19 protein-coding genes and 1 pseudogene are annotated in these 20,775 nt (G+C 65.6%); 9 read left to right on the plus strand and 11 right to left on the minus strand.

The annotated features are described in order from the left end of the window. Positions 1 to 112: 112 nt before the first annotated feature. Positions 113 to 457: a CBS domain-containing protein gene (locus MUH00_RS01980; protein ID WP_247004045.1), complete on the plus strand. Its 345-nt coding sequence runs from the start codon at positions 113 to 115 to the stop codon at positions 455 to 457. 108 nt (positions 458 to 565) lie between these two features. Here the strand turns inward: MUH00_RS01980 and MUH00_RS01985 are convergent, their stop codons facing one another. The 5 genes from MUH00_RS01985 to MUH00_RS02005 form a co-directional block, all read right to left on the minus strand. Next, positions 566 to 850 (minus strand): DUF6360 family protein, encoded by a 285-nt coding sequence (locus MUH00_RS01985; protein WP_247002100.1) that lies wholly within the window; start codon positions 848 to 850, stop codon positions 566 to 568. Between the two features lie 70 nt (positions 851 to 920). Then, positions 921 to 1,616 carry a cytochrome c biogenesis protein CcdA gene (locus MUH00_RS01990; protein ID WP_247002101.1) on the minus strand — a complete coding sequence of 232 codons (696 nt, stop codon included), beginning with the start codon at positions 1,614 to 1,616 and terminating at the stop codon, positions 921 to 923. A 58-nt stretch (positions 1,617 to 1,674) separates the two neighbouring features. After that, positions 1,675 to 2,259, minus strand: coding sequence for a TlpA family protein disulfide reductase (locus MUH00_RS01995; protein WP_247002102.1), 585 nt, complete (start codon positions 2,257 to 2,259; stop codon positions 1,675 to 1,677). A gap of 120 nt (positions 2,260 to 2,379) precedes the next feature. Continuing rightward, positions 2,380 to 4,155 (minus strand): nitrite/sulfite reductase, encoded by a 1,776-nt coding sequence (locus tag MUH00_RS02000; protein ID WP_247002103.1) that lies wholly within the window; start codon positions 4,153 to 4,155, stop codon positions 2,380 to 2,382. A 110-nt stretch (positions 4,156 to 4,265) separates the two neighbouring features. Next, entirely contained in the window at positions 4,266 to 4,589 is a 324-nt protein-coding gene (locus MUH00_RS02005; RefSeq protein ID WP_247002104.1) for a DUF8134 family protein, read from the minus strand. 404 nt (positions 4,590 to 4,993) lie between these two features. On the opposite strand from MUH00_RS02005, the gene MUH00_RS02010 reads away from it, so the two are divergent. After that, positions 4,994 to 5,935: an N-acetylmuramoyl-L-alanine amidase gene (locus tag MUH00_RS02010; protein ID WP_247002105.1), complete on the plus strand. Its 942-nt coding sequence runs from the start codon at positions 4,994 to 4,996 to the stop codon at positions 5,933 to 5,935. Here the strand turns inward: MUH00_RS02010 and MUH00_RS02015 are convergent. Beyond that, a complete protein-coding gene (locus MUH00_RS02015) occupies positions 5,917 to 6,513 on the minus strand; it encodes a hypothetical protein (protein ID WP_247002106.1) in 597 nt (198 codons plus the stop codon). The genes MUH00_RS02010 and MUH00_RS02015 overlap by 19 nt on opposite strands. A gap of 136 nt (positions 6,514 to 6,649) precedes the next feature. Here MUH00_RS02015 and MUH00_RS02020 point away from each other — a divergent pair, with 136 nt between their 5' ends. The 3 genes from MUH00_RS02020 (at position 6,650) to MUH00_RS02030 (ending at position 8,796) form a co-directional block, all read left to right on the plus strand. After that, positions 6,650 to 7,099, plus strand: a complete 450-nt coding sequence (locus tag MUH00_RS02020) for a luciferase domain-containing protein (protein WP_247002107.1) — start codon at positions 6,650 to 6,652, stop codon at positions 7,097 to 7,099. A 170-nt stretch (positions 7,100 to 7,269) separates the two neighbouring features. Then, on the plus strand, positions 7,270 to 7,617 hold the full coding sequence (locus MUH00_RS02025) for an avidin-fold protein (RefSeq protein WP_247002108.1): 348 nt from the start codon (positions 7,270 to 7,272) through the stop codon (positions 7,615 to 7,617). A gap of 111 nt (positions 7,618 to 7,728) precedes the next feature. Further along, on the plus strand, positions 7,729 to 8,796 hold the full coding sequence (locus tag MUH00_RS02030) for an mRNA surveillance protein pelota (RefSeq protein ID WP_247002109.1): 1,068 nt from the start codon (positions 7,729 to 7,731) through the stop codon (positions 8,794 to 8,796). Between the two features lie 61 nt (positions 8,797 to 8,857). On the opposite strand, the gene MUH00_RS02035 is transcribed toward MUH00_RS02030, so the two are convergent. Next, positions 8,858 to 9,940, minus strand: a complete 1,083-nt coding sequence (locus tag MUH00_RS02035) for a lysylphosphatidylglycerol synthase transmembrane domain-containing protein (protein ID WP_247002110.1) — start codon at positions 9,938 to 9,940, stop codon at positions 8,858 to 8,860. Between the two features lie 408 nt (positions 9,941 to 10,348). On the opposite strand from MUH00_RS02035, the gene MUH00_RS02040 reads away from it, so the two are divergent. The 4 genes and pseudogenes from MUH00_RS02040 to MUH00_RS02055 all read left to right on the plus strand — a co-directional run bounded on the left by MUH00_RS02040 (position 10,349) and on the right by MUH00_RS02055 (position 15,048). Then, positions 10,349 to 11,452: a phosphotransferase family protein gene (locus MUH00_RS02040; protein WP_247002111.1), complete on the plus strand. Its 1,104-nt coding sequence runs from the start codon at positions 10,349 to 10,351 to the stop codon at positions 11,450 to 11,452. A gap of 118 nt (positions 11,453 to 11,570) precedes the next feature. Continuing rightward, a pseudogene (locus MUH00_RS23065) lies at positions 11,571 to 12,132 on the plus strand (maltose acetyltransferase domain-containing protein). A 506-nt stretch (positions 12,133 to 12,638) separates the two neighbouring features. Next, entirely contained in the window at positions 12,639 to 14,597 is a 1,959-nt protein-coding gene (locus tag MUH00_RS02050; RefSeq protein WP_247002112.1) for a 3-hydroxyacyl-CoA dehydrogenase/enoyl-CoA hydratase family protein, read from the plus strand. A 1-nt stretch (position 14,598) separates the two neighbouring features. Beyond that, positions 14,599 to 15,048 (plus strand): MaoC/PaaZ C-terminal domain-containing protein, encoded by a 450-nt coding sequence (locus MUH00_RS02055; RefSeq protein WP_247002113.1) that lies wholly within the window; start codon positions 14,599 to 14,601, stop codon positions 15,046 to 15,048. Between the two features lie 75 nt (positions 15,049 to 15,123). Here MUH00_RS02055 and MUH00_RS02060 read toward each other — a convergent pair whose 3' ends face one another. The 4 genes from MUH00_RS02060 to MUH00_RS02075 all read right to left on the minus strand — a co-directional run bounded on the left by MUH00_RS02060 (position 15,124) and on the right by MUH00_RS02075 (position 20,690). Continuing rightward, entirely contained in the window at positions 15,124 to 15,651 is a 528-nt protein-coding gene (locus MUH00_RS02060) for an Lrp/AsnC family transcriptional regulator (RefSeq protein WP_247002114.1), read from the minus strand. A gap of 27 nt (positions 15,652 to 15,678) precedes the next feature. Then, entirely contained in the window at positions 15,679 to 16,557 is an 879-nt protein-coding gene (locus tag MUH00_RS02065) for an alpha/beta fold hydrolase (protein WP_247002115.1), read from the minus strand. After that, entirely contained in the window at positions 16,554 to 17,693 is a 1,140-nt protein-coding gene (locus tag MUH00_RS02070; RefSeq protein ID WP_247002116.1) for an acyl-CoA dehydrogenase family protein, read from the minus strand. The genes MUH00_RS02065 and MUH00_RS02070 overlap by 4 nt, the downstream gene beginning before the upstream one ends. 168 nt (positions 17,694 to 17,861) lie before the next feature. Continuing rightward, positions 17,862 to 20,690, minus strand: a complete 2,829-nt coding sequence (locus tag MUH00_RS02075) for an ATP-dependent helicase (protein ID WP_247002117.1) — start codon at positions 20,688 to 20,690, stop codon at positions 17,862 to 17,864. Between the last annotated feature and the right edge of the window lie 85 nt (positions 20,691 to 20,775).

Below are 20,775 nucleotides of genomic sequence, written 5' to 3' on the forward strand. Positions count from 1 at the left end.
GGATCGACGTCCGCGCGCGATCGCCGGTGACGACTCGAGCACAACACCAATGGGGGAGGTGCCCGTATCGGACCCTATGAGTCCGTCAAATGGAACTCGCGTCGAAGAGGTCATGTCGACGCCGCTGGAGACGATCTCGAAGCGTGCGACGATCGCGGACGCCGCGACGGTGATGCGCGACAACGAAATCAGCGCGCTCGTCGTGACGACGGATCCGCCGTCGATCATCACCAGCACCGACATCGTGGCCGCTGCCGCCGACGGGCGCGACCCGACCGAGGTGCAGGTCGCCGAGGTGATGACCGAATCCGTCGAGACCGTGCCGCCGGACCTCTATCTGGAGGAGATCGCGGCGATGATGGTCAACTTCGGCATCAAACACCTCCCCGTCGTCGACGAGGACGACGAGTATATCGGAATGATCTCCTCGACCGACGTCACCGCGCAACTCTCCTGACGGCGAGATCCGGGTGGTCTGTGCCCCTCGAAACGAGTTTTCGATCGATCCGTCGACGTAGCGCCTGCGCTCTCGCGTCGCGGTTCCGGTCTCGGACGACCGCTTCGACTACTCGTCGCCGGCTTCTTCGACGCGCGCGGCGTGTTTCTCGAGATCGGCGGCGATCGTCCGCGCCTGATCGGGCGTCAGCGCGAGTTCCTCCATGTGGGCGGGGAGGTGTTCCTCGGTCATGTTGTCGAGTTCGAACTGCAGTCGAACGCGGTCGGGGTTCTCCCTGTCCGACGTCGCGTTCACGACGGCAAACGACTCTGTCTCGAAGTCGTGCCCCGTCGCGACGGCGTCGACGAGGTCGAGCGTCGTGTACGCGTTGACCTTCATCAGTCGATCGGCCATGTGTCCGGTTCGAGAGAGCGCTCGAACGCACTTATACTGCCGGGCGGTGGCAAGCGTTCGCCGGCGTGTGTCACGTGGTTCCCGGGAGAACGGCGAACACGAACACGAGGTAGTAGACGGAGACGACCACGAGGACGACGCCGACGAGACGGTTCAACGGCGACCCGTAGCGTGCGAGCGTCCGGGTGAGACGCCGGCCGAGCGACTGCGAGAGGACGGCGAACGCCAGCAGCGGAGCGCCGATCCCCAGCCCGAACGCAAGGAAGCCGAGCATCACTTCCAGTCCCGAGTCGAACCCGGGGAAGACGACCGTCGATCGGCCGAAAAACAGCGCGATCAGCCCCGGGTTGCAGGGAATGACGATCGCCCCGAAGAAGAAGCCGTAGCCGAACGCCGACAGGGTGGGATACCTGCTGTGGGGCGGTTCTATCGTCGGAAATCGGGCGAACCCGTTCGGCGCGACGACGAGCACCGCGCCGACGACCGCGAGGACGGCGAAGGCGATCGGCGAGAGGAGGTCGACGGCGTCCGCGACCCCCGCTCCCAGCACGACGGTCCACAGCAGGCCGACGACCGTCACGAACGCCAGCACGCCGGCGACGACGAGGAGGCCGAGCAGCGCTTCCGAGGGTCGCCGATCGCCCTCGCTTGCAGAGACCAGGTACGCGACGAACGAGGGATACAGGGGGATGACGCAGGTCGCCGTCAGCGGCGTCGCGAGGCCGAGCAGGAAGAACTCGAGTAGCGCGGCGGCGGTCGAGGTCACGGGTGTGGATTCGTGAGAGCGGGGTCGATCGGGTGCGCCGCGATAACCTCCATCGGTATCAGCAGTTCCCGTCGAGCACCGACTCGAGCGGGCCGGCGTCGACGACCTTGTCGAGGCTATAGACGCCGCCGTTCGGACAGACGACGATCACCGGTGAAGCCGCGCTGGTGGTTACGTCCCTCCCGAAGTCGTCGATGAGGCTCCTCGTAACGTCTTCCGTAGACGTCCCGAACCGCCACTCGAAGCCGTCTTCCGACGCGTAGGTCCGGATCTTCTCCGGATCGTCGTTCGGATCGATCGTGAGGTCGACGATCTCGACGTCGCCCGCCGTCGCGTAGAAGTCGGCGAACTGCTTTTGCTGGGCGTGACAGGCCGTACACCCTCGCGAGAACGTGTGCACGATGGCGGGCCGATCGAAGTCCGCGACGCGGAACTCCTCGTCGGACGTGACGTCCGTGAGCGAAGCGGTCCGCCAGGTCGCGTCATCCGCGACGTCGACCGACTCGGGGTTCACGTCCTCCCCGCCTTCGCCGTCCGTACCGCCGTCGTCGCTTATGCACCCTGCTATCGACGCCAGCGCGCTCGTCCCGACCACCTGAAGCACGCGTCGGCGATCGACCGGTCCCCGATCGATGATACTCATTCTGAACGTCTCTTGGGACGACAACGTAACAATAGTTCTGGTACGAACGCCGATACGATGACTCGCCCGAGACGAGTCACCTTCCCGATCGGAACAGTCGTCCGACGGGACCGGAGCGGATCAGTCGTCCGACGGAATCGGCGTCCCGTCGGCCCGCGCGGGTGCGGGGCTCGCGTCGAGGCCGTCGTCCTCGGCGTAGGGGTACCAGGTGCGCTTCGTGTTGTGCATGTAGGGGTCCTCGTAGTCCGTCTCCTCGGGCTCGATCAGCTCGGCGAGCTCGTCGTCGTCGCGGGCGGCGACGAACTCCCGGAAGCTCTCCGTCCCCTCGCGCGCCTCGGCGAAGTTCTCGAGCAGATTCTTGATCGCGCCGGGCACCTCGTCGGCGGGGACGCGCTCGCCAACCCAGGAGGCGAACTGCGGATTCTCGCCGAGACCCCCGCCGAGGCCGATATCGAGCGCCTCGACGGGTTCGCCGTTCTTGCGCGTCTTCATCCCGCGCAGGGAGACGTCGGCGATCTGGGGCTGGGCGCAGGAGGCGGTGCAGCCCGAGAGGTGGATGTGGAAGTTCTCCACGCCGTCAGGAAGCTCGACGTTCTCTTTGAGCCACCGCGAGTACCGAACCATCCGATTTTTCGTCTCGACGATCGAGAGCGAGCAGAACTCGGTGCCGGTACAGGCGATCGAGCCGCGCTGGAACGGGTGCGGATCGGGGCTGTACTCGCCGAGGACGGGTTCGGCGCGGAGGTCGTCGAGGGTCTCTTCGAGGACGTCGGTGAAGACGATGTTCTGGCGCTGGGTCAGGCGGACCTCGCCGGAGCCGTACGCCTCGGCCGCGTCGGCGAGGCCGTAGGCGTCGTCGATGCCGATCCGGCCGACGAGGACGTTCAGCCCGACGTAGTAGTCGCCGTCGACCTGCTCGTGGACGCCGACGTGGTCGTGCTTGCCGTCGGCTTCGCCCGCGTTGTACGAGTAAGAGTCGCGCAGGTCCTCGCCCGCCGTTTCGAGTTCGAAGTCGACGTAGTCCTCCTGGAGGACCTCGCGGACCGTCTCCGGACCCCACTCGTCGACGAGGAACTTGATCCGGGCGTTGTATCGGTTGTCCCGATCGCCGTGATCGCGGAACAGCGCCGAGATGCCGCCGGCGACCTCGACGGCCTGCTCGGGCGTGGCGAAGACGTCGATGTTACGCGCGAAACGGGGCTCGTTGCGCGAGAGGCCGCCGCCGACGCGGACGTTGTAGCCCGTGACGGTCTCGCCGTCTACCTCCTTCTCGGCGGGTTCGAACGCGAGGTCGTTGATGTCGCCCTGGCCGCAGCCCTCGTCGCAGCCCGTGACGGACACTTTCCACTTGCGCGGGAGGTTCGAGTGCGCCTCGTTCTTCTTGTACGCGTCGTTGAGTTCGTTCGCGAGGGCGCCGGCGTCGACGTGCTCGTGTTTGTCCTTGCCGGCGACCGGACAGCCGACGATGTTGCGCCAGGAGTCACCGCAGGCCTGGACCGTCGAGAGCCCGACGTCCTCGAGCCGATCCCAGATTTCGGGGACGTCTTCGAGCCGGATCCAGTGCAGCTGGATCGCCTGGCGGGTCGTCACGTCGAGCCAGCCGTTGCCGAACTCGGGGTTTTCGACGGGGCCGCGGGAGAACTCGTCCGCGATCTCGACGACGCGCCGGAACTGACCGGGTTCTAGACGTCCGCCCGGCGGGCCGATCCGCATCATGAAGTACGATTCCTGGCCGGCGCGCTGGTGGTACAGGCCGTACCACTTGAAGCGCTCGAACCAGGCGTCGCGCTCGTCCTCGGGGATGGACTCCCATCCCTCCTCGGCGAAGCGCTCGACTTCGGCGCGGATATCGGTTCCGTAGAGTTCGTCTTTCCACTTCTCGACGTCGCTGACCATTGATACCCTCTCTTTGAAGAGCACGCATAAGCCTCTCCTTCTGGCGTCAGTTCTCCCCGGCTCTCGCCGCTTCCGGTCGGTGTTGCCACCTCCGGTTCGGTGCTACCGTCTCACGAACGATCGAGGATCGGTTCGATCCGCGATTGGACGCCCTCGGGCTCGTACGGTTCGAACTCGCCGTCGACCATCCGGCCGACGGGTAATCGATCGATCGGGTCGCGCTCGCCGCACTCGAGACACTGTCCGACCGCGTCCACGGCCACGATCGGCCCGTCGACGGAGACGTCGACGAAGGCCTCCAGCAGGACGTAGGCAGGTTCGCAGTCGCAAAACGCGCCGCGAGAGAGGGTCCAGACGTCGCTCACGCTCACCTGTCGACTGTCGTTGACGCTGATCCACGCGCCGTCGTCGAGCGTTCGCAGTGCGATCGCCATACGAGCGATTCCGCGGCCACGACCCTTCGTCCGTCGCCCCGGGCAAGGCTTACCGGCGTGACGAGTCGCGTTCGAGCCGAAAATCGCGCGACGAGAGCGTGGTGAATATCGCCATCGGAGACCGAGATAGCGGCGATCGTTTCCGGCATGCGCGAGCGACGCACCGCCACCGATCGTTCGAAGGTGGCGTTCGTCGAGAGCCGAGGGCGAGCGGTGCCGAGGCTCGCCGGTTCACGGGCCGTGCTCAGCCCCGTCTCGATCGGCCGATACGGGTTCGACCGGGCTCGTCGGAAACAGTCGTCGGCAATCACCGTGCCAAATTATTTCTATATAATATATGTGCAAATAACGTTTGAACTATTTGTCACAAACTTTTATAACTCGAAAAATAGTACCGGTGTCCCATGTGCCTCGAGTGCACACGACACGACGACGAAGCGCACGAATCGGAAGCGACCGACGATCGGACGGGCGATCGCTCGAGGTGGAATCGCCGATCCTTCCTCCGGGCGTCCGGTGCTGCGGCCGGAACGGGGACGCTCCTGGGAACCCAGACGGACCGCGCGGCCGCGTCGCACACGGAGTGTCCGGCGGCGGACCGGTGGGTTGGATCACCGAACCACAGCACTCGCCAGTACGGTATCAACTGGATCGTCATCCACGTCACCGCCGGCGCCTACCAGGGCGCGCTGAACACGCTGACCAGTTCGGATTCGGGCGTCAGCTCCCACTACCTCGTGAAAAACTACGACTGGACCAGCGGTCCGGCAGCCGGCCACGTCGATCAGCTCGTTCACCACAACCGCGCAGCGTGGCACGCCCGGTACATCGCGAACCACCGCTCGATCGGTATCGAGCACGAGTGGTTCAACGACAACGGCATCTCCGAGGCGTGTTACCAGTCGTCGGCGGAGCTCGTCCGGTGTATCGCCGACACGTACGACATCCCGCTCGAGTTCTACACGAGCAACACGTGCATTCAAAATCATTCCGGCGGGATCATCGGCCACACGCACGTCCCGGACGGCGGGTGTGACAGTTTCTATCACGGAGGCCGAACCTGTCCGTACCCGGACTGGGACATGGACTACTTCGCGAGCCTCGTCCGCGACGGCGACGGCGGCGACAAGTTCCAGGACGGCGATCAGGTGCGCACCACGACCGGTCTCAACGGACGGGAGGGCCCCGGCCTCAACTACGACGTCGTCCGAACGTATCCCGAGGGAACGCAAGGCGAGATCATGAACGGCCCCGAAACCAACGACGGCTACACCTGGTGGGGCATTCACTTCCCCAGCTACAACGAGTGGGTCTGGTGCGTCGAGCGCTACCTCGCGCACGCCTGAGGAGATTCGGGCCCTCTCACCAGGTGTCCCGGAAGCAACTTGAGGAGGAGGAACGGAGCGAACCACTCGAGTCCCGCCGGCGCCGCGACGAAGGACAGCGCGACGAGCAACCCGACGGAGACGATTCCCATCGCGACGGGCCGCCGAAGCCGCTCCGGAACGGCGAGGATGACGATCGCACCGACGAGGACCACCCCGTAGACGAGGGTCGCCTCCGCGAACGTGAACGCGGCGAACAGCGCGGCGAGAACGAACGGGTGAACGTGCGCGGCGACGAACCGAAGGTGATCGGCTCTGGTCCGCGACGGCCGGTGCCACCAGCGACTGCCGGACTCGGTCGTGTTGGCGATGATTCCGCCCGCGATGTCGAACGCGATGAGAACGGCGACGAGTTGCTGCAGCGGGGTCCAGCTCAGTTTCGCGTCGTGGACGTACAACACCAGTCCGCCGCAGACGAGCGCGCTGTATCCGAGCACCAGTCCGTTCTCGGATCTGGTCGCGTCGGGCCCGACGAGCCGATCCCACACGCCGCGAACCTCCGTTCCGGACGACGGGGCCGTCCCTTCCTCGCGTGACATGACGGACATTTCGTGATCGGCGGTGATGAAGGGTGCTTCTACTACCCTCGAGCCGTCACCACGCCGCGCCCGCACTTCCCGTCGCGGTTTCGTCGGCCGATGCAAGCGTTATCCCTTCGCGGCGCTTAGCTCGGACATGACATCGACTACCACGCCCACGAGTGACGCCAACGCCGGCGAGCGGATCGTCGAAACGGTCTCGGCGTGGCGCGGCGTCACCGTCGCTCCGCACCGACTCGGCACCGACGAGTTCACGATCGACGGCCGGGAGTTCGGCCACACCCACGGCGACCGCGTCGTCGACATCAACTTCCCGAAGCGCGCGGCGGATCACCTCATCGCGACTGGCGGGACGAACGAACACCGCTTCGCCGGCGGCGGCTGGACGAGTTTCGCGATCGAGTCCGACGAAGACGTCGATCGCGCGATCCGCCTGCTTCGACTCTCGTATCTCCTCACCGCGCTCACGCTCCGCCGAAAGCCGGCGGGAGAAGCGATCCTCTCCGAGATCGATCTCGACGCCGAACTCGAAGCACTCGAGGCCGACGACGAGATCGAGGCGATCGTCGATCGGATGCGCCCGTAAGGAGCCGTTTTTACGGTGAGATCGGCGGCGTCTCCCGTGTGAGAAACGGTGACGGTAGCGATCATCACGGCCGCGATCGAGCTCGGGATCGGACTCGGACCGCGAACGACACTCGTCAGCGACGAGGGCCCCTTCGGAAGATCTATTGGCAGTTCTGAACCAGTCGTCGTATGGCTGGCGAGATCTCGCTCGACGGACGGACGCTCGCCGGGGTCGCGAACGACGACGATGGCGACGTCGGCCCCGATACTGTCTTCCACTTCGAACAGACCGGCGACCGAATCTACGCGCAGTACTCGGGCGGCGACGTCGCCGACGGGCACTTGGTCGGTACGTTCGACGGGTCGCGGTGGGATATCCGATACGTGCAACTGAACGCGGACGGCGAGACGGCCACCGGTCATTCCGTCGGCGACGTCGAACTCCTCGAGGACGGCCGCGTCCGCGTCGAGGACGAGTGGGAGTGGGAGTCGAAACCCGGAGCGGGCGAGTCGGTCCACGAGGAAGTACCCCGGTAACCGTTTCGGCCCCGTCCAACCGAGTCTCATCCCTCGATTGAGGCCGACGCCGTCAGCGGCCGACCCGTCGGATTCGTCACGCACTTACCGTCTCCTCGAGAACGCACGGGCATGCAGATCAAAGACCGGGAGCACGTCGAGGGCGGACGCGAACGGGTGACCGTCGTCCCCGAGAGCGTCGACGACCTCTGGCACCTCCAGTACGTCCTCGAGCCCGGCGATCGGGTCGCGGGCGATACGACCCGGCGGATCCAGCGCAACGACGACCAGATGCGGGATACGGGCGGCGAGCGCGAGCACATGTGGGTCGCGATCGCCGTCGAGGATATCGAGTTCCACAAGTTCGCGAACCGGCTGCGCGTCGGCGGCGAGATCGTCGCCTGTTCGCGCGAGGACCAGCTCGGCTTTCACCACACGCTGAACGTCGAGGAGCGCGACGAACTCTCGATCGAAAAGTGGTTCAAACCGGATCAGGAGGCCCGACTCGAGGAGGCCGAGGAGGCCACCGAGAACCCCGACGTGGCGATCGCGACCGTCGAGGAGGGCGAGGCCCACGTCCACACGGTCGCCCAGTACGGCACCGAGGAGCGGGCGACGATTACCGGTCCCACCGGCAAGGGCGAGTACGCTCGGGATCGATCGGAACTGTTCTCGGAACTCGGCGACGTCCTCAAGCGCCAGGACGCCGACGCGATCATCCTCGCCGGCCCCGGCTTCACGAAGCAGGACGCCTACAAGTACCTGGAGCAGAACGAGCCCGAAGTCGCCGAGAAGGTGACGATGGTCGACACGGCGAGCGTCGGCGATCGCGGCGTTCACGAGGTCCTCAAGCGCGGCGCGGTCGCGGACGTTCAACAGGAGACCCGCATCGAGAGCGAGGCCGAGTACATCGACGAACTCACGAAGCGCATCGCCGAGGGCGCGAAGGCGGCCTACGGGCCCGACGACGTGAAGCGGGCCGCAGAGTACGGCGCGATCGAACGTCTGCTGATCGTCGACGATCGGCTGCGACAGGAGCGCGGCCCCGACGGCGAGTGGGCGATCGACGTCGACGAGGTCGTCCGCACGGCCGAGCAGAAAGGCGGCGAGGTGACGGTCTTCTCGAGCGAGTTCCCGCCGGGGGAACAGCTCTCGAATCTCGGCGGCATCGCGGCGCTGTTGCGGTACCGGCTCGACTGAGCCGAGTAATCGACCGGCCGAGGGCTCGAACCCTCGATCGGCCGCGGACGACGCTCGCGGGTTACTGTCGCCGGAGGAGCTCCAGCGCGGCGATCCCGCCCACCGTGATGCCGAACCAGTAGGTGGCGATCCGGTAGATGAGGGTGATCGCGTAGGCCTCGGCGGCCGTCACCGCGACCAGGGCGAGCAACAGTCCCGTGAGGACCACCTCGATACTACCGAGGCCGCCCGGAGACGGGACGTACCCGGCGAGCATGCTCGCCGGAACGACGAAGAACGCGACGAACGGACCGATCATCAGGCCGACGGCTCGGCCCGCCAGAATCAGCGGGAGGACGAACAGCGCCCACCCGCTGATCGAGAACACGAACGCGCGAGCGAGCGTCCGCCGCTCGGCCCCGATCCGATTGAACGCGTCGTAGAGCTCCCGAAGCCGGTTCTGGATGCCGGTGACGGTCAGCCCGGGAACCAGCCGCGCGGCCGGTTCGATCCCCCCCTCGATAACCCCTGCCAGCCGCGTTCGAAACCGCCAGCTGATCGTCGCGAGAATCACCACGCCGATCGCCGCGACGGCGAGGCCGCCCGCGATCGATTCGATCGAGTTCGGGAGGTCGATTCGCGCCGCGAGCAAAACCAGGCTGCACAGCGCGAGACCGAACGACGCGAGCAGGTTCAGCAGGTCCACGGTCACGACGGTCGCGAGGCTATCCTCGAAGCTCGCGTCCGTCTCCCGGGAGAGCACGTACGCGATAAACGGTTCGCCGCCCGCCTGCCCCATCGGCGTCACGAAGTTGGCGAACGTCGCGGCGGCGTACGTCACTACCAGCGTCGAGAACGGTTCGTCGACGTCGATGACGCCCAGAACGATCTGCCAGCTCCGGGCCCACGCGGCGAAACACAGTCCCGTCGAGAGGAACGCGACGGCGATCCACTCGATCGATGCGGTCGAGAGCATCGTCCGAAGGTCCTCGAGCCCGAGACCGACGGCCAACACCGCCAGGAGGATCATCGCGACGGCGAACCCGCCCCCGATTCGGACCAGTTGCGACCGCGAGACGATCCCCACGACTGCGCGACGATCGTCACCCGTCTGGCGATCGTCGGTCACGCGTCGATCGTCGGCCGCGTGGTGATCATCCGTCACGATTGGGACGCGTCGATCGCCGATGATTCGCCCCGATCGACACCCGGATCGTTCGCCCACCCGATCCGACCGCGCTATCGGGGCGAGCGGCACCGTCCGAAACCGGCGCCGCCACCTCGTCACGGGTCGCCCTCGATTCTCTCGTAGCACTCATGCTCGATCGCTAGTCGAAGCGACGGGCGCAACGTTCACGTTTCTTTCCCTCTCGACGGAGCGTACAGATTCCGATCGCGATCGCGAGGGGAACGCACCCGTTGGCGAACATTGTAAAACCCGATCCCTGTCGAAAACACTTTCGTAAAGAAGAGAGGGACTAGTACCGTACATCACCATGTCGATCGTGAACCGCAAACCGACCGCTGTGGCCGCATCGGCCGACGATACCGACGGAATCCCCGTCCGCGCACTATGAGCGACGACTACTACGAGCGGCTGGTCGACGAGGACGCGCTGGCGACCTACCTCGAGGATCACCTCGGCGAGGTCGACCGGTACGAGGTCGAGCGCCACCAGGAAGGCCACTCGAACGAAACGTTGTACGTCGCCTGGGGCGATCGGAACCTGGTGATCCGTCGGCCGCCGCCAGGCGAGACCGCGGACACCGCACACGACGTCCTTCGAGAGTATCGCGTGACGAACGCGCTCGTCGAGACCGACGTTCCGGTTCCCGAGCCGCTGCTGGCCTGCGAGGATCACGGCGTCATCGGCAGCGACTTCTACGTGATGGAGCGACTCGACGGCGTGGTGATCCGCGACGAGGAACCCGATCGGTTCGCCGATCCCGCCTCCCGACGGCGGATCGGCGAGGAACTGGTCGACACGCTGGCGTCGATCCACGACCTGGACTACGAGGCGATCGACCTCGGCGAGTTCGGCTATCCCGAGGGGTACACCGAACGACAGGTCGACCGGTGGGGCCAACAGCTGATGTGGGCCTTCGACGTCACGGCCGAGGAGCGGGAGGTTCCGGCCCTCTACGAGGTCGGCGCGTGGCTGCAGGAGAACCGCCCCGACGAGCATCCGCACGCGCTCGTCCACGGGGATTACAAACTGGATAACGTGATGTACGGACCGGCGAGAGCCGACGGCTCCCGGGACGAACGAGCGGGCGGCACCCGCGAGCAGCCGGAACTGATCGGCGTCTTCGACTGGGAGATGGCGACCCTCGGCGATCCCCGGGCCGATCTGGGCTGGATGCTCTCTTACTGGCGCGACCCGAAAGATCCCGAGCCCGTGATCCCGGAACTCACCTCGACGTTCATGGAGCGCGAGGGGTATCCGACCCGACGCGAGTTGGTCGATCGCTGGGAGTCCCGAACGGGCTACGCGTTCGAACGCGAGCGGTTCTACCGCGCCCTGGGGGTGTACAAGCTGGCCGCCCTGGGCGAGATGTTCTACCGCCGGTACCTGGAGGGCAACAGCGACGATCCGATGTACCCGAAGATGGAAGACCGCGTCCCGGCGCTCGCCGAGCGAGCGACGCGGATCATCGAGGGCGACGAGCCGCTCTGAACGACGACGGACGCCCCGATTCGGCACTCGTCGACGTCGAGTTCGACCCCGAAATCGAGCGCCGAGAGCGGTACGGCTCTCCCCGAACACCTATTGTGACGGTCGATCGAAACCAGTCGTGCCCAGCGAAAAGGAGAAGATGCTGAACGGAGAGCGGTACGATCCGACGGACGCCGAACTCGTCTCGGATCGCGAGCGCGCGGAACCTCGCGCGCCGCTACAATCGAACGTCGGCGAGCGAAGTCGATCGACGACGGCAGCTTCTGGACGAACTCCTCGGGTCGCACGGCGAGGAGTACGTCGTCGAGCCGCCGTTTCGCTGCGACTACGGCTACAACGTCCACGTCGGCGACGGGTTCTTCGCGAACTTCGACTGCGTGATCTTGGACGTGTGCCGGGTGAAGATCGGCCGGAACTGCCTCGTCGGCCCCGGCGTCCACATCTACACCGCGACCCACCCGCTCGACGCGATCGAGCGGTCCAGCGGACGGGAGTACGGAAAACCGGTCGCGATCGGCGACGACGTCTGGATCGGCGGCCGCGCGGTGATCAATCCGGGCGTGACGATCGGCGACGAGGCCGTAATCGGGTCCGGCGCGGTCGTCACCGGGGACGTCCCGGACCGGGCGGTCGTCCAGGGGAATCCCGCGAGCGCGGTGAAAGAACTGGATTCGGAGTGAGTCGGATCGGCGATCGACGGCCTACTCACGACCGGCGTCGTCGAACAGCTCGGGCGAGACGACGCAGCCGCAGGGGCTGGCGATCGCTGGCGAACGTACTCGTGTGTGGTGATACGTCGATCGTGAGGGACGTTTATATCCCGGTAGAATGAACGCAATCATGGCTTCGAACCCTTGCGGGTGGAAGCCACGTCTCGGGTGTCCCAGCACCCGGGGCATTTCATCCATGCCCGTTGTGGCTTCCGTTCTAATTGTTGATTTAGTATAACTTATAACTACTGCAAATTGGCTGGAACGAGTGGATGCGTTTCGGTTGATAGTCGCGGTAGTCGCTTGGAGCGTGCGAGATTCTGAGTCGATCGGCACTGACTCGATCGATCGACGACATTACCGACGTTCCCGACGAGATCTATTGGTCGTACGAAAAACGGATGTCTCGCCGATAGATTTAACAATGGTAATTTTCCGACGGTGGTATTAAGCCGATCCCGGACGAGGTGTCGACTATGGCATACGAGGACATCGATCGCGTCGCGGTGCTCGGCGCGGGCAATATGGGACACGGAATCACGGAAGTGACCGCGATGGCGGGCTACGACGTTGCGATGCGCGATATCGAAGCCGAACTCGTCGAAGATGGTTACGAACAGATCGCCTGGAGCCTCGAGAAACTCGAGGAGAAGGACCTGCTCGACGAACCCGCGGACGCGATCCTCGATCGTATCGACACCACCACCGACCTCGAAGAAGCGGTCGCCGACGCCGACCTCGTGATCGAGGCCGCGCCCGAGAATCTCGACCTGAAACACGACATTTTCGGCGATCTCGAGGCGTACTGCGACGAGGACGCGCTGCTCGCGACCAACACGTCGAGCCTTCCGATCACGGACATCGCGCAGGCGATCGACACGCCGGAACGCGTGCTGGGACTCCACTTCTTCAATCCGCCGGTGAAGATGGACCTCGTGGAGGTCATCTACGGCGAGGAGACGAGCGACGAGGCCGCCGACGCCGGCTACGAGTGGGTCGAGTCGATCGGCAAGACGCCGATCTACGTCCGCAAGGACGTCCGCGGCTTCGTCGTCAACACGATCGTCGGCCCGTTCGGCGGCGAACCCGCCTGGATGGTCTCGAACGGGGAGGCCACGATCCGGCAGGCCGACGCCGCGATGGTCCACCGGCGGGGCTACCCGATGGGGCCGTTCGAACTCGCCGACCTGACCGGGATCGACGTCGGCTACCACGTGCGCAAGGAAGGCGGCGGCGACATTCCGCCGATCATCGAGGAGCAAGTCGAGGCCGAGGAACTCGGCCGGAAGACCGGGAAGGGATACTACGACTACGAGGGCGGCGACGGGGCCGACTACGAACCCGGCGACGGGGAGGGTTTCGACACCCTCCGCGTCGAGGCCAGGATGATCAACCGGGCGGCGTCCCTCGTCGGCGAGGACGTCGCCACGCCCGATGCAGTTGACACCGGCGTCCAGCTCGGACTCGGCTTCCCGGAAGGGATCTGCCGCCGCGGGGACAAGATCGGACTCGACAGGGTGCTCGAGAAACTCGAAACCCTCCGCGAGGAGACCGACGACGATCGATTCGAGCCCCACCCGTACCTCGTCGAACTCGTCGAGGACGGCAAGACCGGCGAGGATGCGGGTGCAGGCTTCTACGAGTACGACGACGGCGACGGCGCGCTGGAGGGATACCACCACCTGAACGCCGAGATCGAGGATCGCGTGCTGCGAGTCGAACTCGATCGACCCTCCCGGATGAACGCCCTCTCGGCCGACCTGCTCGCGGAGATCGACGAGCTGTTCTCCTCGGTCGACGTCGACGAAATTCGCTGTGCGACGATCGAAGGGGCGGGCGATCGGGCCTTCAGCGCCGGCGCGGACATCACCGGCTTCGGCTCGCTCGAACCGACCGACGCGATGGACGTCACGCCGGCCTTCGAGACGGTCCACGACTTCCCGCGGCCGGTCGTCGCGAAGATCGACGGCTACTGTCTCGGGGCCGGGCTGGAACTCGCGCTCGCCTGCGACCTCCGGATCGCGACCGAGCGATCGGCCTTCGGCGCGCCGGAGATCGGCCTCGGGCTCATCCCCGGCGGCGGCGGGACCCAGCGCCTGATGCGGGTTCTCGGCGAGACCCGCGCGAAAGAACTGGTCTTCCGCGGGAACCACATCGACGCCGATCGCGCCGAGGAGTGGGGGCTGGTCAACCGCACCGTTTCCCGCGGCGAGTTCGACGAAACCGTCGCCGAGTTCGTCGACGACCTGCGCAGCGGCCCGCCGATCGGACTCAACGTTGCCAAGAAGGTGATGAACGAGGGTTCGGAGGTCGGACTCGAGGCCGCACTCGCGATGGAGAGCCAGGGCTTCGGCCTCCTGCTCAGCACGGAGGACGTGATGGAGGGGACCGCCGCGTTCGCCGAGGATCGCGAACCGGAGTTCGAGGGACGGTGAGATGGCCGCGGAGACGCCGTCGTTCGACGACCTCGAGATCGGTCACGAGGTCGTCACCCACTCGCGGACGATCACGGAAGCCGACGTGCGAAACTACGCGGGCGTCAGCGGCGACTTCAACCCGCTGCACCTGAGCGAGCGGTTCACCGCCGAGGAGACGCCGTTCGGCGAGCCGATCGCCCACGGCGCCCTGCTGTTCGGGATCGCGAGCGGACTGCTGTGGCAGTACCGCCACGAACGGCCGGAGACGATCGCGTTCTACGGCGTCGACGAGCTTCGATTCACGAGCCCCGTGACGATGGGGGCGACGGTCCACGCCGAGTCCGAGTTGATCGACAAGGAGCCACGGGACCACCCCGTCGCGAACGGCGTTGCCCGGTACGAGACGCGACTCGTCACCGACGAGGACGCAGTCGCGCTCTCCTGCGAGATGCTGACACTGGTGCGCTGACGGTGATACGCTGATCCCGGTACCGCGGCCGGTTCCGCGATCGACGGCAGGCCCGTCAACCGAAGACCCGATCGCTCACTTCTCGCCGTGTTCTTCGCCGAGGTCCTCGTAGATCCGGGGATCGGTCCGGAACTTGAGCACGTTGTGGACGGCCGAGTTCCTGACGTTCGCGATGACGTCGCCGTACTCCTTGTAGCAGTTGTGGATCCACTTCGAGACCTCCTCGCGGTCCCGGAACATCATCACCGTCTTCCACTGGTACTCGCCGTCCGAAAGGAAGAAAAAGAGGGTGTGCTTGTCCTCGCGGATGTGCTCCATCGCGTCGTACCAGCTCTCGGCGAAGTTCGCCGTGTTGAACTTGAACTCGAAGAGCGCGAAGATGTAGTACTCCTCGTTCGGGATGATCGCCTCCCGGAAGACGCCCTCGTCGCGCATCCGCCGGATGGATTCGCTAACGGTGACGTGCGAGACGTCGATGTCGTAGTCCTCTTTCAGCACCCTCGTCAACTCCCGAGACGAGAGCTGCGGATCCTCGGCAAGTTCGCAGAGAATCGCGATGTCGCGGTCCTTGAAGTCCCAGTCCGGCGCTTCCTCCTCGGTCATCGACTGTGAATTCGTTGGTTCCATCGTTTATACGTTCGGTTCGAGCAGGAAGTCGCGAAGCCGATCGACGTACGCCGCCGATCGGTCCTCGGGAACCCAGTGGTAGGCCTCCGACAGCGGTTCGACGGCGGCGTTCTCGAGGTCGTCGGTCAGTCGCTCGGCGTAGTCGATCGGCTGCATGACGTCATCCTCGCCCCACAGCAGCAGCGTCTCGGCTTCGATCGCGCCGTACTCGATCTCCGTCGTGTGGTTCGTGTTCGTCGCGACGGCGTTCCGAACGAGCGAGCGCTGCCCCTCGTCGGAGCGCCACGGGGCTTTCATCCCCTCGACGAATTCGGGATCCGCCTCGCCGTACGCGCCGTCGACGAACGCCGAGTCGAGGTGGCTTTCGAACTCGTCGTCCGTCTCGGCGCTGTCGGGCAGCCCCAGGTTCGCGACGAACTCCACCGGCCACGAGTCGTAGCAGACGGCGTTCGAGAGCACCAGCTTGTCGACTCGATCGGGCTCGTGCGCCGCGAACCGCAAGGCGACCCCGCCACCGATGTCGTGGGCGACCAGCGACGCCGTCTCGACGTCCAGTTCCACCAGAAGCTCTTCGAGCATCGACTCCTGGGCGCGGATCGATCGATCGAAGCCGTCGCGCATCGACGAGTTGCCGTAGCCGAGCAGATCCGGTGCGATCGTTCGCCGGTCCTGGGCGATCGCCGGCGCGATATCGCGCCAGAGGAACGACCAGGTCGGGATGCCATGGAGGAAGACGATCGGCGGTTCGTCGCCGCCGGTTTCGGCCTCGTTCCCGGCCTCCGCGCCTGGCCCGTCCTCGTAGTAGGCGACTGCGAGATCGTGGCCGTCGACCGTCACGTCCGCGCGCGTCTGCTGCTCGCTCCAGTCCTCGTGGGCGGTCATAACAGCTGATCGGCGACGATGTTCTTCTGGATCTCGCTGGTCCCCTCGTAGATCTTGGTGATGCGGGCGTCGCGGTAGTAGCGCTCGACGGGGTGGTCGGTGACGTAGCCCGCGCCGCCGTGGACCTGGATCGCCTCGTCCGCGACGTCGACCGCGTGCTCGCTGGCGAACAGTTTGGCCATCGACGCGAACTTCGCCGCGAGTTGGTCGTCGTCCGCCATCGCGTACGTCGCCGCGCGGTAGGTCAGCGACCGGGCCGCCTCGACGTTCGTGGCCATCTCCGCGAGTTTGTGCCGGATCGCCTGGAACTCCGCGATCGGCTGGTCGAACTGCTCGCGCTCCTGGGCGTAGTCGAGCGCCTGATCGAGCGCGGCCTGGGCGGTCCCGACCGCCTGGGCGGCGACGCTGACGCGGCCGGCGGCGAAGAAGTCCATCAACTGGTAGAAGCCGGCATCCTCCGTCCCGATGACGTTCTCCTCGGGCACCCGGACGTCGTCGAGGACGAGTTCCGCGAGGTCGGATGCGCGGATGCCGAGTTTGTTGTCGATCTTCTCCGCGCTGAACCCGTCGAGATCCGTCGGAACGAGGAACGCGCTGATGCCGTCGTGGCCCTCGTCCGGGCTGGTCTTCGCCATGACGACGGCGACGTCGGCGACCGTCCCGTTCGTGATCCACATCTTGGTGCCGTTGATCACGTACTCGTCTCCATCCTGTTCCGCGCGCGTTTCCATTCCGGCGACGTTCGAGCCGTGGGCCGGTTCGCTGATCGCGCTCGCACAGGCCGACTCGCCGCTCGCGATCTTCGGAAGCCACTCCGCTTTCATCCACTCGTCGCCGAATCGGTTGATCATCGTCGAACCGAACGCCCGGCTACCGATCGCGCTCCCGATACCCGGATCCGCGTGCCAGAGCTCCTCGGTGACGACCACGCTCGAGAGGAGGTCCATCCCCGCGCCGCCGTACTCGACGGGGATGCTCGTCCCCACGAGGTCCATCTCCGCGGCTTTCCGGACGAGTTGGTGAGGGTACTCCTTGTTCTCGTCGTGCTCTCGGGCGACGGGTTCGATCTCCTCCCGGCCGAACTCCCGAACCGTCCGGCGGATCGCCCGCTGTTCTTCCGATAGCTGAAACGACATACGCCCACTGCAATTTCCAACAAAAAATAATTTCGGGTGAATCCTATCGATGTTAGGATATACTCATTATATTCAAAGTTGTGGAAAGCGCCGTCCGTTCGGGGCGTCCGACGATCGCGCGGTCGGACGCGGGGGCGACCGAGATCCGACGTTAGGTCTCGGTCGCCCCTAGTCCTCGCCCGACAGCCCCGCCAGCGACTCCTCGCCGATCTCCTCTAGGACGTGCTCGTGGAACGCCTGCAGCGCCGCGCTCTCGTCTTCGGCGAGAACGACGTCGCTCGCCGAGAGGGTCGCAAGCCCGAACGCCCGCGGCGTCGGCGAGTCGACGAGGCGCCGTTCGACGTCGATCTCGCCCGCGTCGATCGCGCCGACGATCTCCGCGATCTCCTCGACGTTGAGTTTGTCCTCCAGGATCTCGCGGTACGTTTCCTCGATGACGGCGAACCCGTCCAGATCCTCGGCGAACCCGAGTAACATTTCGCTGGAGACCTGCTGTTCGCTCGCGGACTTCTCGTAGCCCTTGTAGCGCTTTAAGATCATCAGCGATCGGGTCGCATTGATCCGGAAGTACCGCTGGAGCAGGTCGGTGCCGGAGAGCGCCGATCGGAGGTCCTCGCGCACCTCGTCCGCAGCGAGATCGTCGACGATCCCTTCGAGGTCGATCTTCCGGTTCAGCGGCATCGAGAGCACGAAGCCGTTGTCGGCGACGGCGACGCGGACGTTCGCGGTCGCCTGCTGGGCGCAGTGATACGCCAGGAGCCGCGAGAGGCCGTCGTTGAACTTGCGCCCGTACGCCGAGTGGACGTAGTAGTGGCGCTCGTACTCGTCGTGGTCGCGCTCGACCTCGATCGTCAGTCGGTCGGTCGCGCTCACGCTCTCGGGCCCCGCGTACCGGATCTGGTAGTCGAACAGCCGCGCGATCGCCCGGACGCTATCGTCGTCCAAGGGGAACTCGCGCAGCCACGCGCGGATCATCGGCGGGCCGCCCTCGTCGTAGCGATCGAGCAACTCCCCCTGGAACCGGAGGATCTCAAGGCCGAGGTCGTACGAGAGCGGAAGCCGCTCGGAGTACCACGAGGGGACGGTCGGGCGGGCGCTCGTTCGATCGACGTACACCTTCGAGCCGCGACGGTACCGGTACTCGAAGTGGTCGCCGCCGAGCACGAAGACGTCACCCTTCTCCAGGGTGTCGAGGTAGCCCTCGTCGAGTTGGCCGACCCACTCGTCGCTCGCGCGGGTAAAGACGTCGCAGGTGAAGGAGTCCGGGATCGTCCCGATGTTGGTCATGTAGATCACCCGCGCGAGTCGGCCCCGCTTGCCGATCAGGGGCTCGCCCACGGGATAGGCCTCGTAGTGGTGTTGGCCGTCCGGCGGATCGTTCTCGTCGCGCCAGACTTTCGCGTAGACGTTCCGGTCTTCCATGCCGGCGTACTCGGCGGTGAGATACCGCATGAGCGACTCGAACTTCTCGTCGCCGTAGTCGCGGTACGGGTACGCACGCCGGAGGATCGCGTTCACCTCGGACTCGGGCCGGATCTCGGCGATCGCCATCCCGTAGACGTGCTGGGCGGCGACGTCCTGGGCGCTCTCGGGGATCGACACCGAGTCGACGAACCCCTCGTCGGCCTTCTTGAGCATGACCGCACACTCCAGCAGTTCGTCCCGATCGAGTGCGATCACTCGGCCGGCGACGGTCTGGCCGACGCGGTGGCCCGCCCGCCCGATCCGCTGGAGCAGGGCGGCGACCGACTTGGGGGAGCCGACCTGCACGACCAGATCGACGTGGGGCATGTCGATCCCCAGTTCGAGCGACGTCGAGGACGTTACGACGTCGAGGTCGCCGTCCTTCAGTCGCCCCTCGACGCCCTGACGGACGTCCTTCGAGAGGCTCCCGTGGTGACACCCCGAGTTCGTCTCGTCGTAGTCGTCGAACCGCTCGCGCAGGTTGTGTAAAACGCGTTCCGCGCCCGATCGGGTGTTCGTGAAGACGAGGGTGTTCGTGTGCGCCTGGATATGATCGTGGAGCATCCGGTAGAACCGCTCCTGGACCACCTCGCGGGACGTGTGAATCAGGTCGTCCGTCGGGCACTCGAGTTCGATGTCGAACTCGCGAGCGAAGCGGGCGTCGACGATTTCGTAGGGTCGCGGCTCGCGGATCACTTCGTTCCCCGCTCGCTCTTCCGAGGCGCAACGCGCCTCGCCCGACTCGCCTCCCGGTTCCTCCTGTCCCACGAGGAACTCGGCGACCTGCGAGAGGGGTTCGATCGTCGCCGAGCAGCCGATCCGCGTAATGTCGTGCTCGACCATCGCCTCGAGTCGTTCGAGGCTCACGGCGAGGTGGGTGCCGCGCTTTCCGTCCGCCAGCGAGTGGATTTCGTCGACGATGACGTACTCCACGGTGCGAAGCTTCTCTCGGAACTTCGGGGAGTTGAGCAGGATGGCGAGCGTCTCCGGCGTCGTGTTGAGGATGTGCGGCGTCTCCGCGAGCATCTTCTGGCGATCGCTCGAGTCCGTGTCCCCGTGGCGGATCGCGTGGCGAATCTCCCCCATCTCTTCGTCCCCGTCTCGATCGCGGACGATCGACTCGATCCCCTCGAGCGGCACCTCCAGGTTCCGGTGGATGTCGTTGGCGAGCGACTTGAGCGGGGAGACGTAGAGACAGTAGACGGAGTTTTCCAGGCCGTCTTCGGCGGCCCGATTGCGCCGGTAGAGTTCGTTGATGATCGACGTAAACGACGCGAGCGTTTTGCCAGATCCGGTCGGCGCGCAGATCAGCGTGTTCGTTCCCTCGTGAATGTTCGGGATCGCCCCCTCTTGGGGCGGCGTGAAGAACCCCTCGTTCTCGGGAACGAACTCGCCGAATTCCTCGAGCCACCACTGCTGGACCGCCGGTTCGAGCAGGTCGAAGACGTCTCGGTCCTCGATCGCGACGGCGTCCGGATCGAAGGGGAGGGAGTCGTCGGCGACCGGCAACTCGAGGTCCTCGTTCCCAACCATTATCGTTGGGTGCGGGACGTGTATGTAAGAGGGTTTGGCCAGCGGAGCGAAAGTGAAATCCCCGCGCGACGGCCGACCGGCGGTC

It is taken from the genome of Halosolutus gelatinilyticus, from assembly GCF_023028105.1.
Lineage (GTDB): Archaea > Halobacteriota > Halobacteria > Halobacteriales > Natrialbaceae > Halosolutus > Halosolutus gelatinilyticus.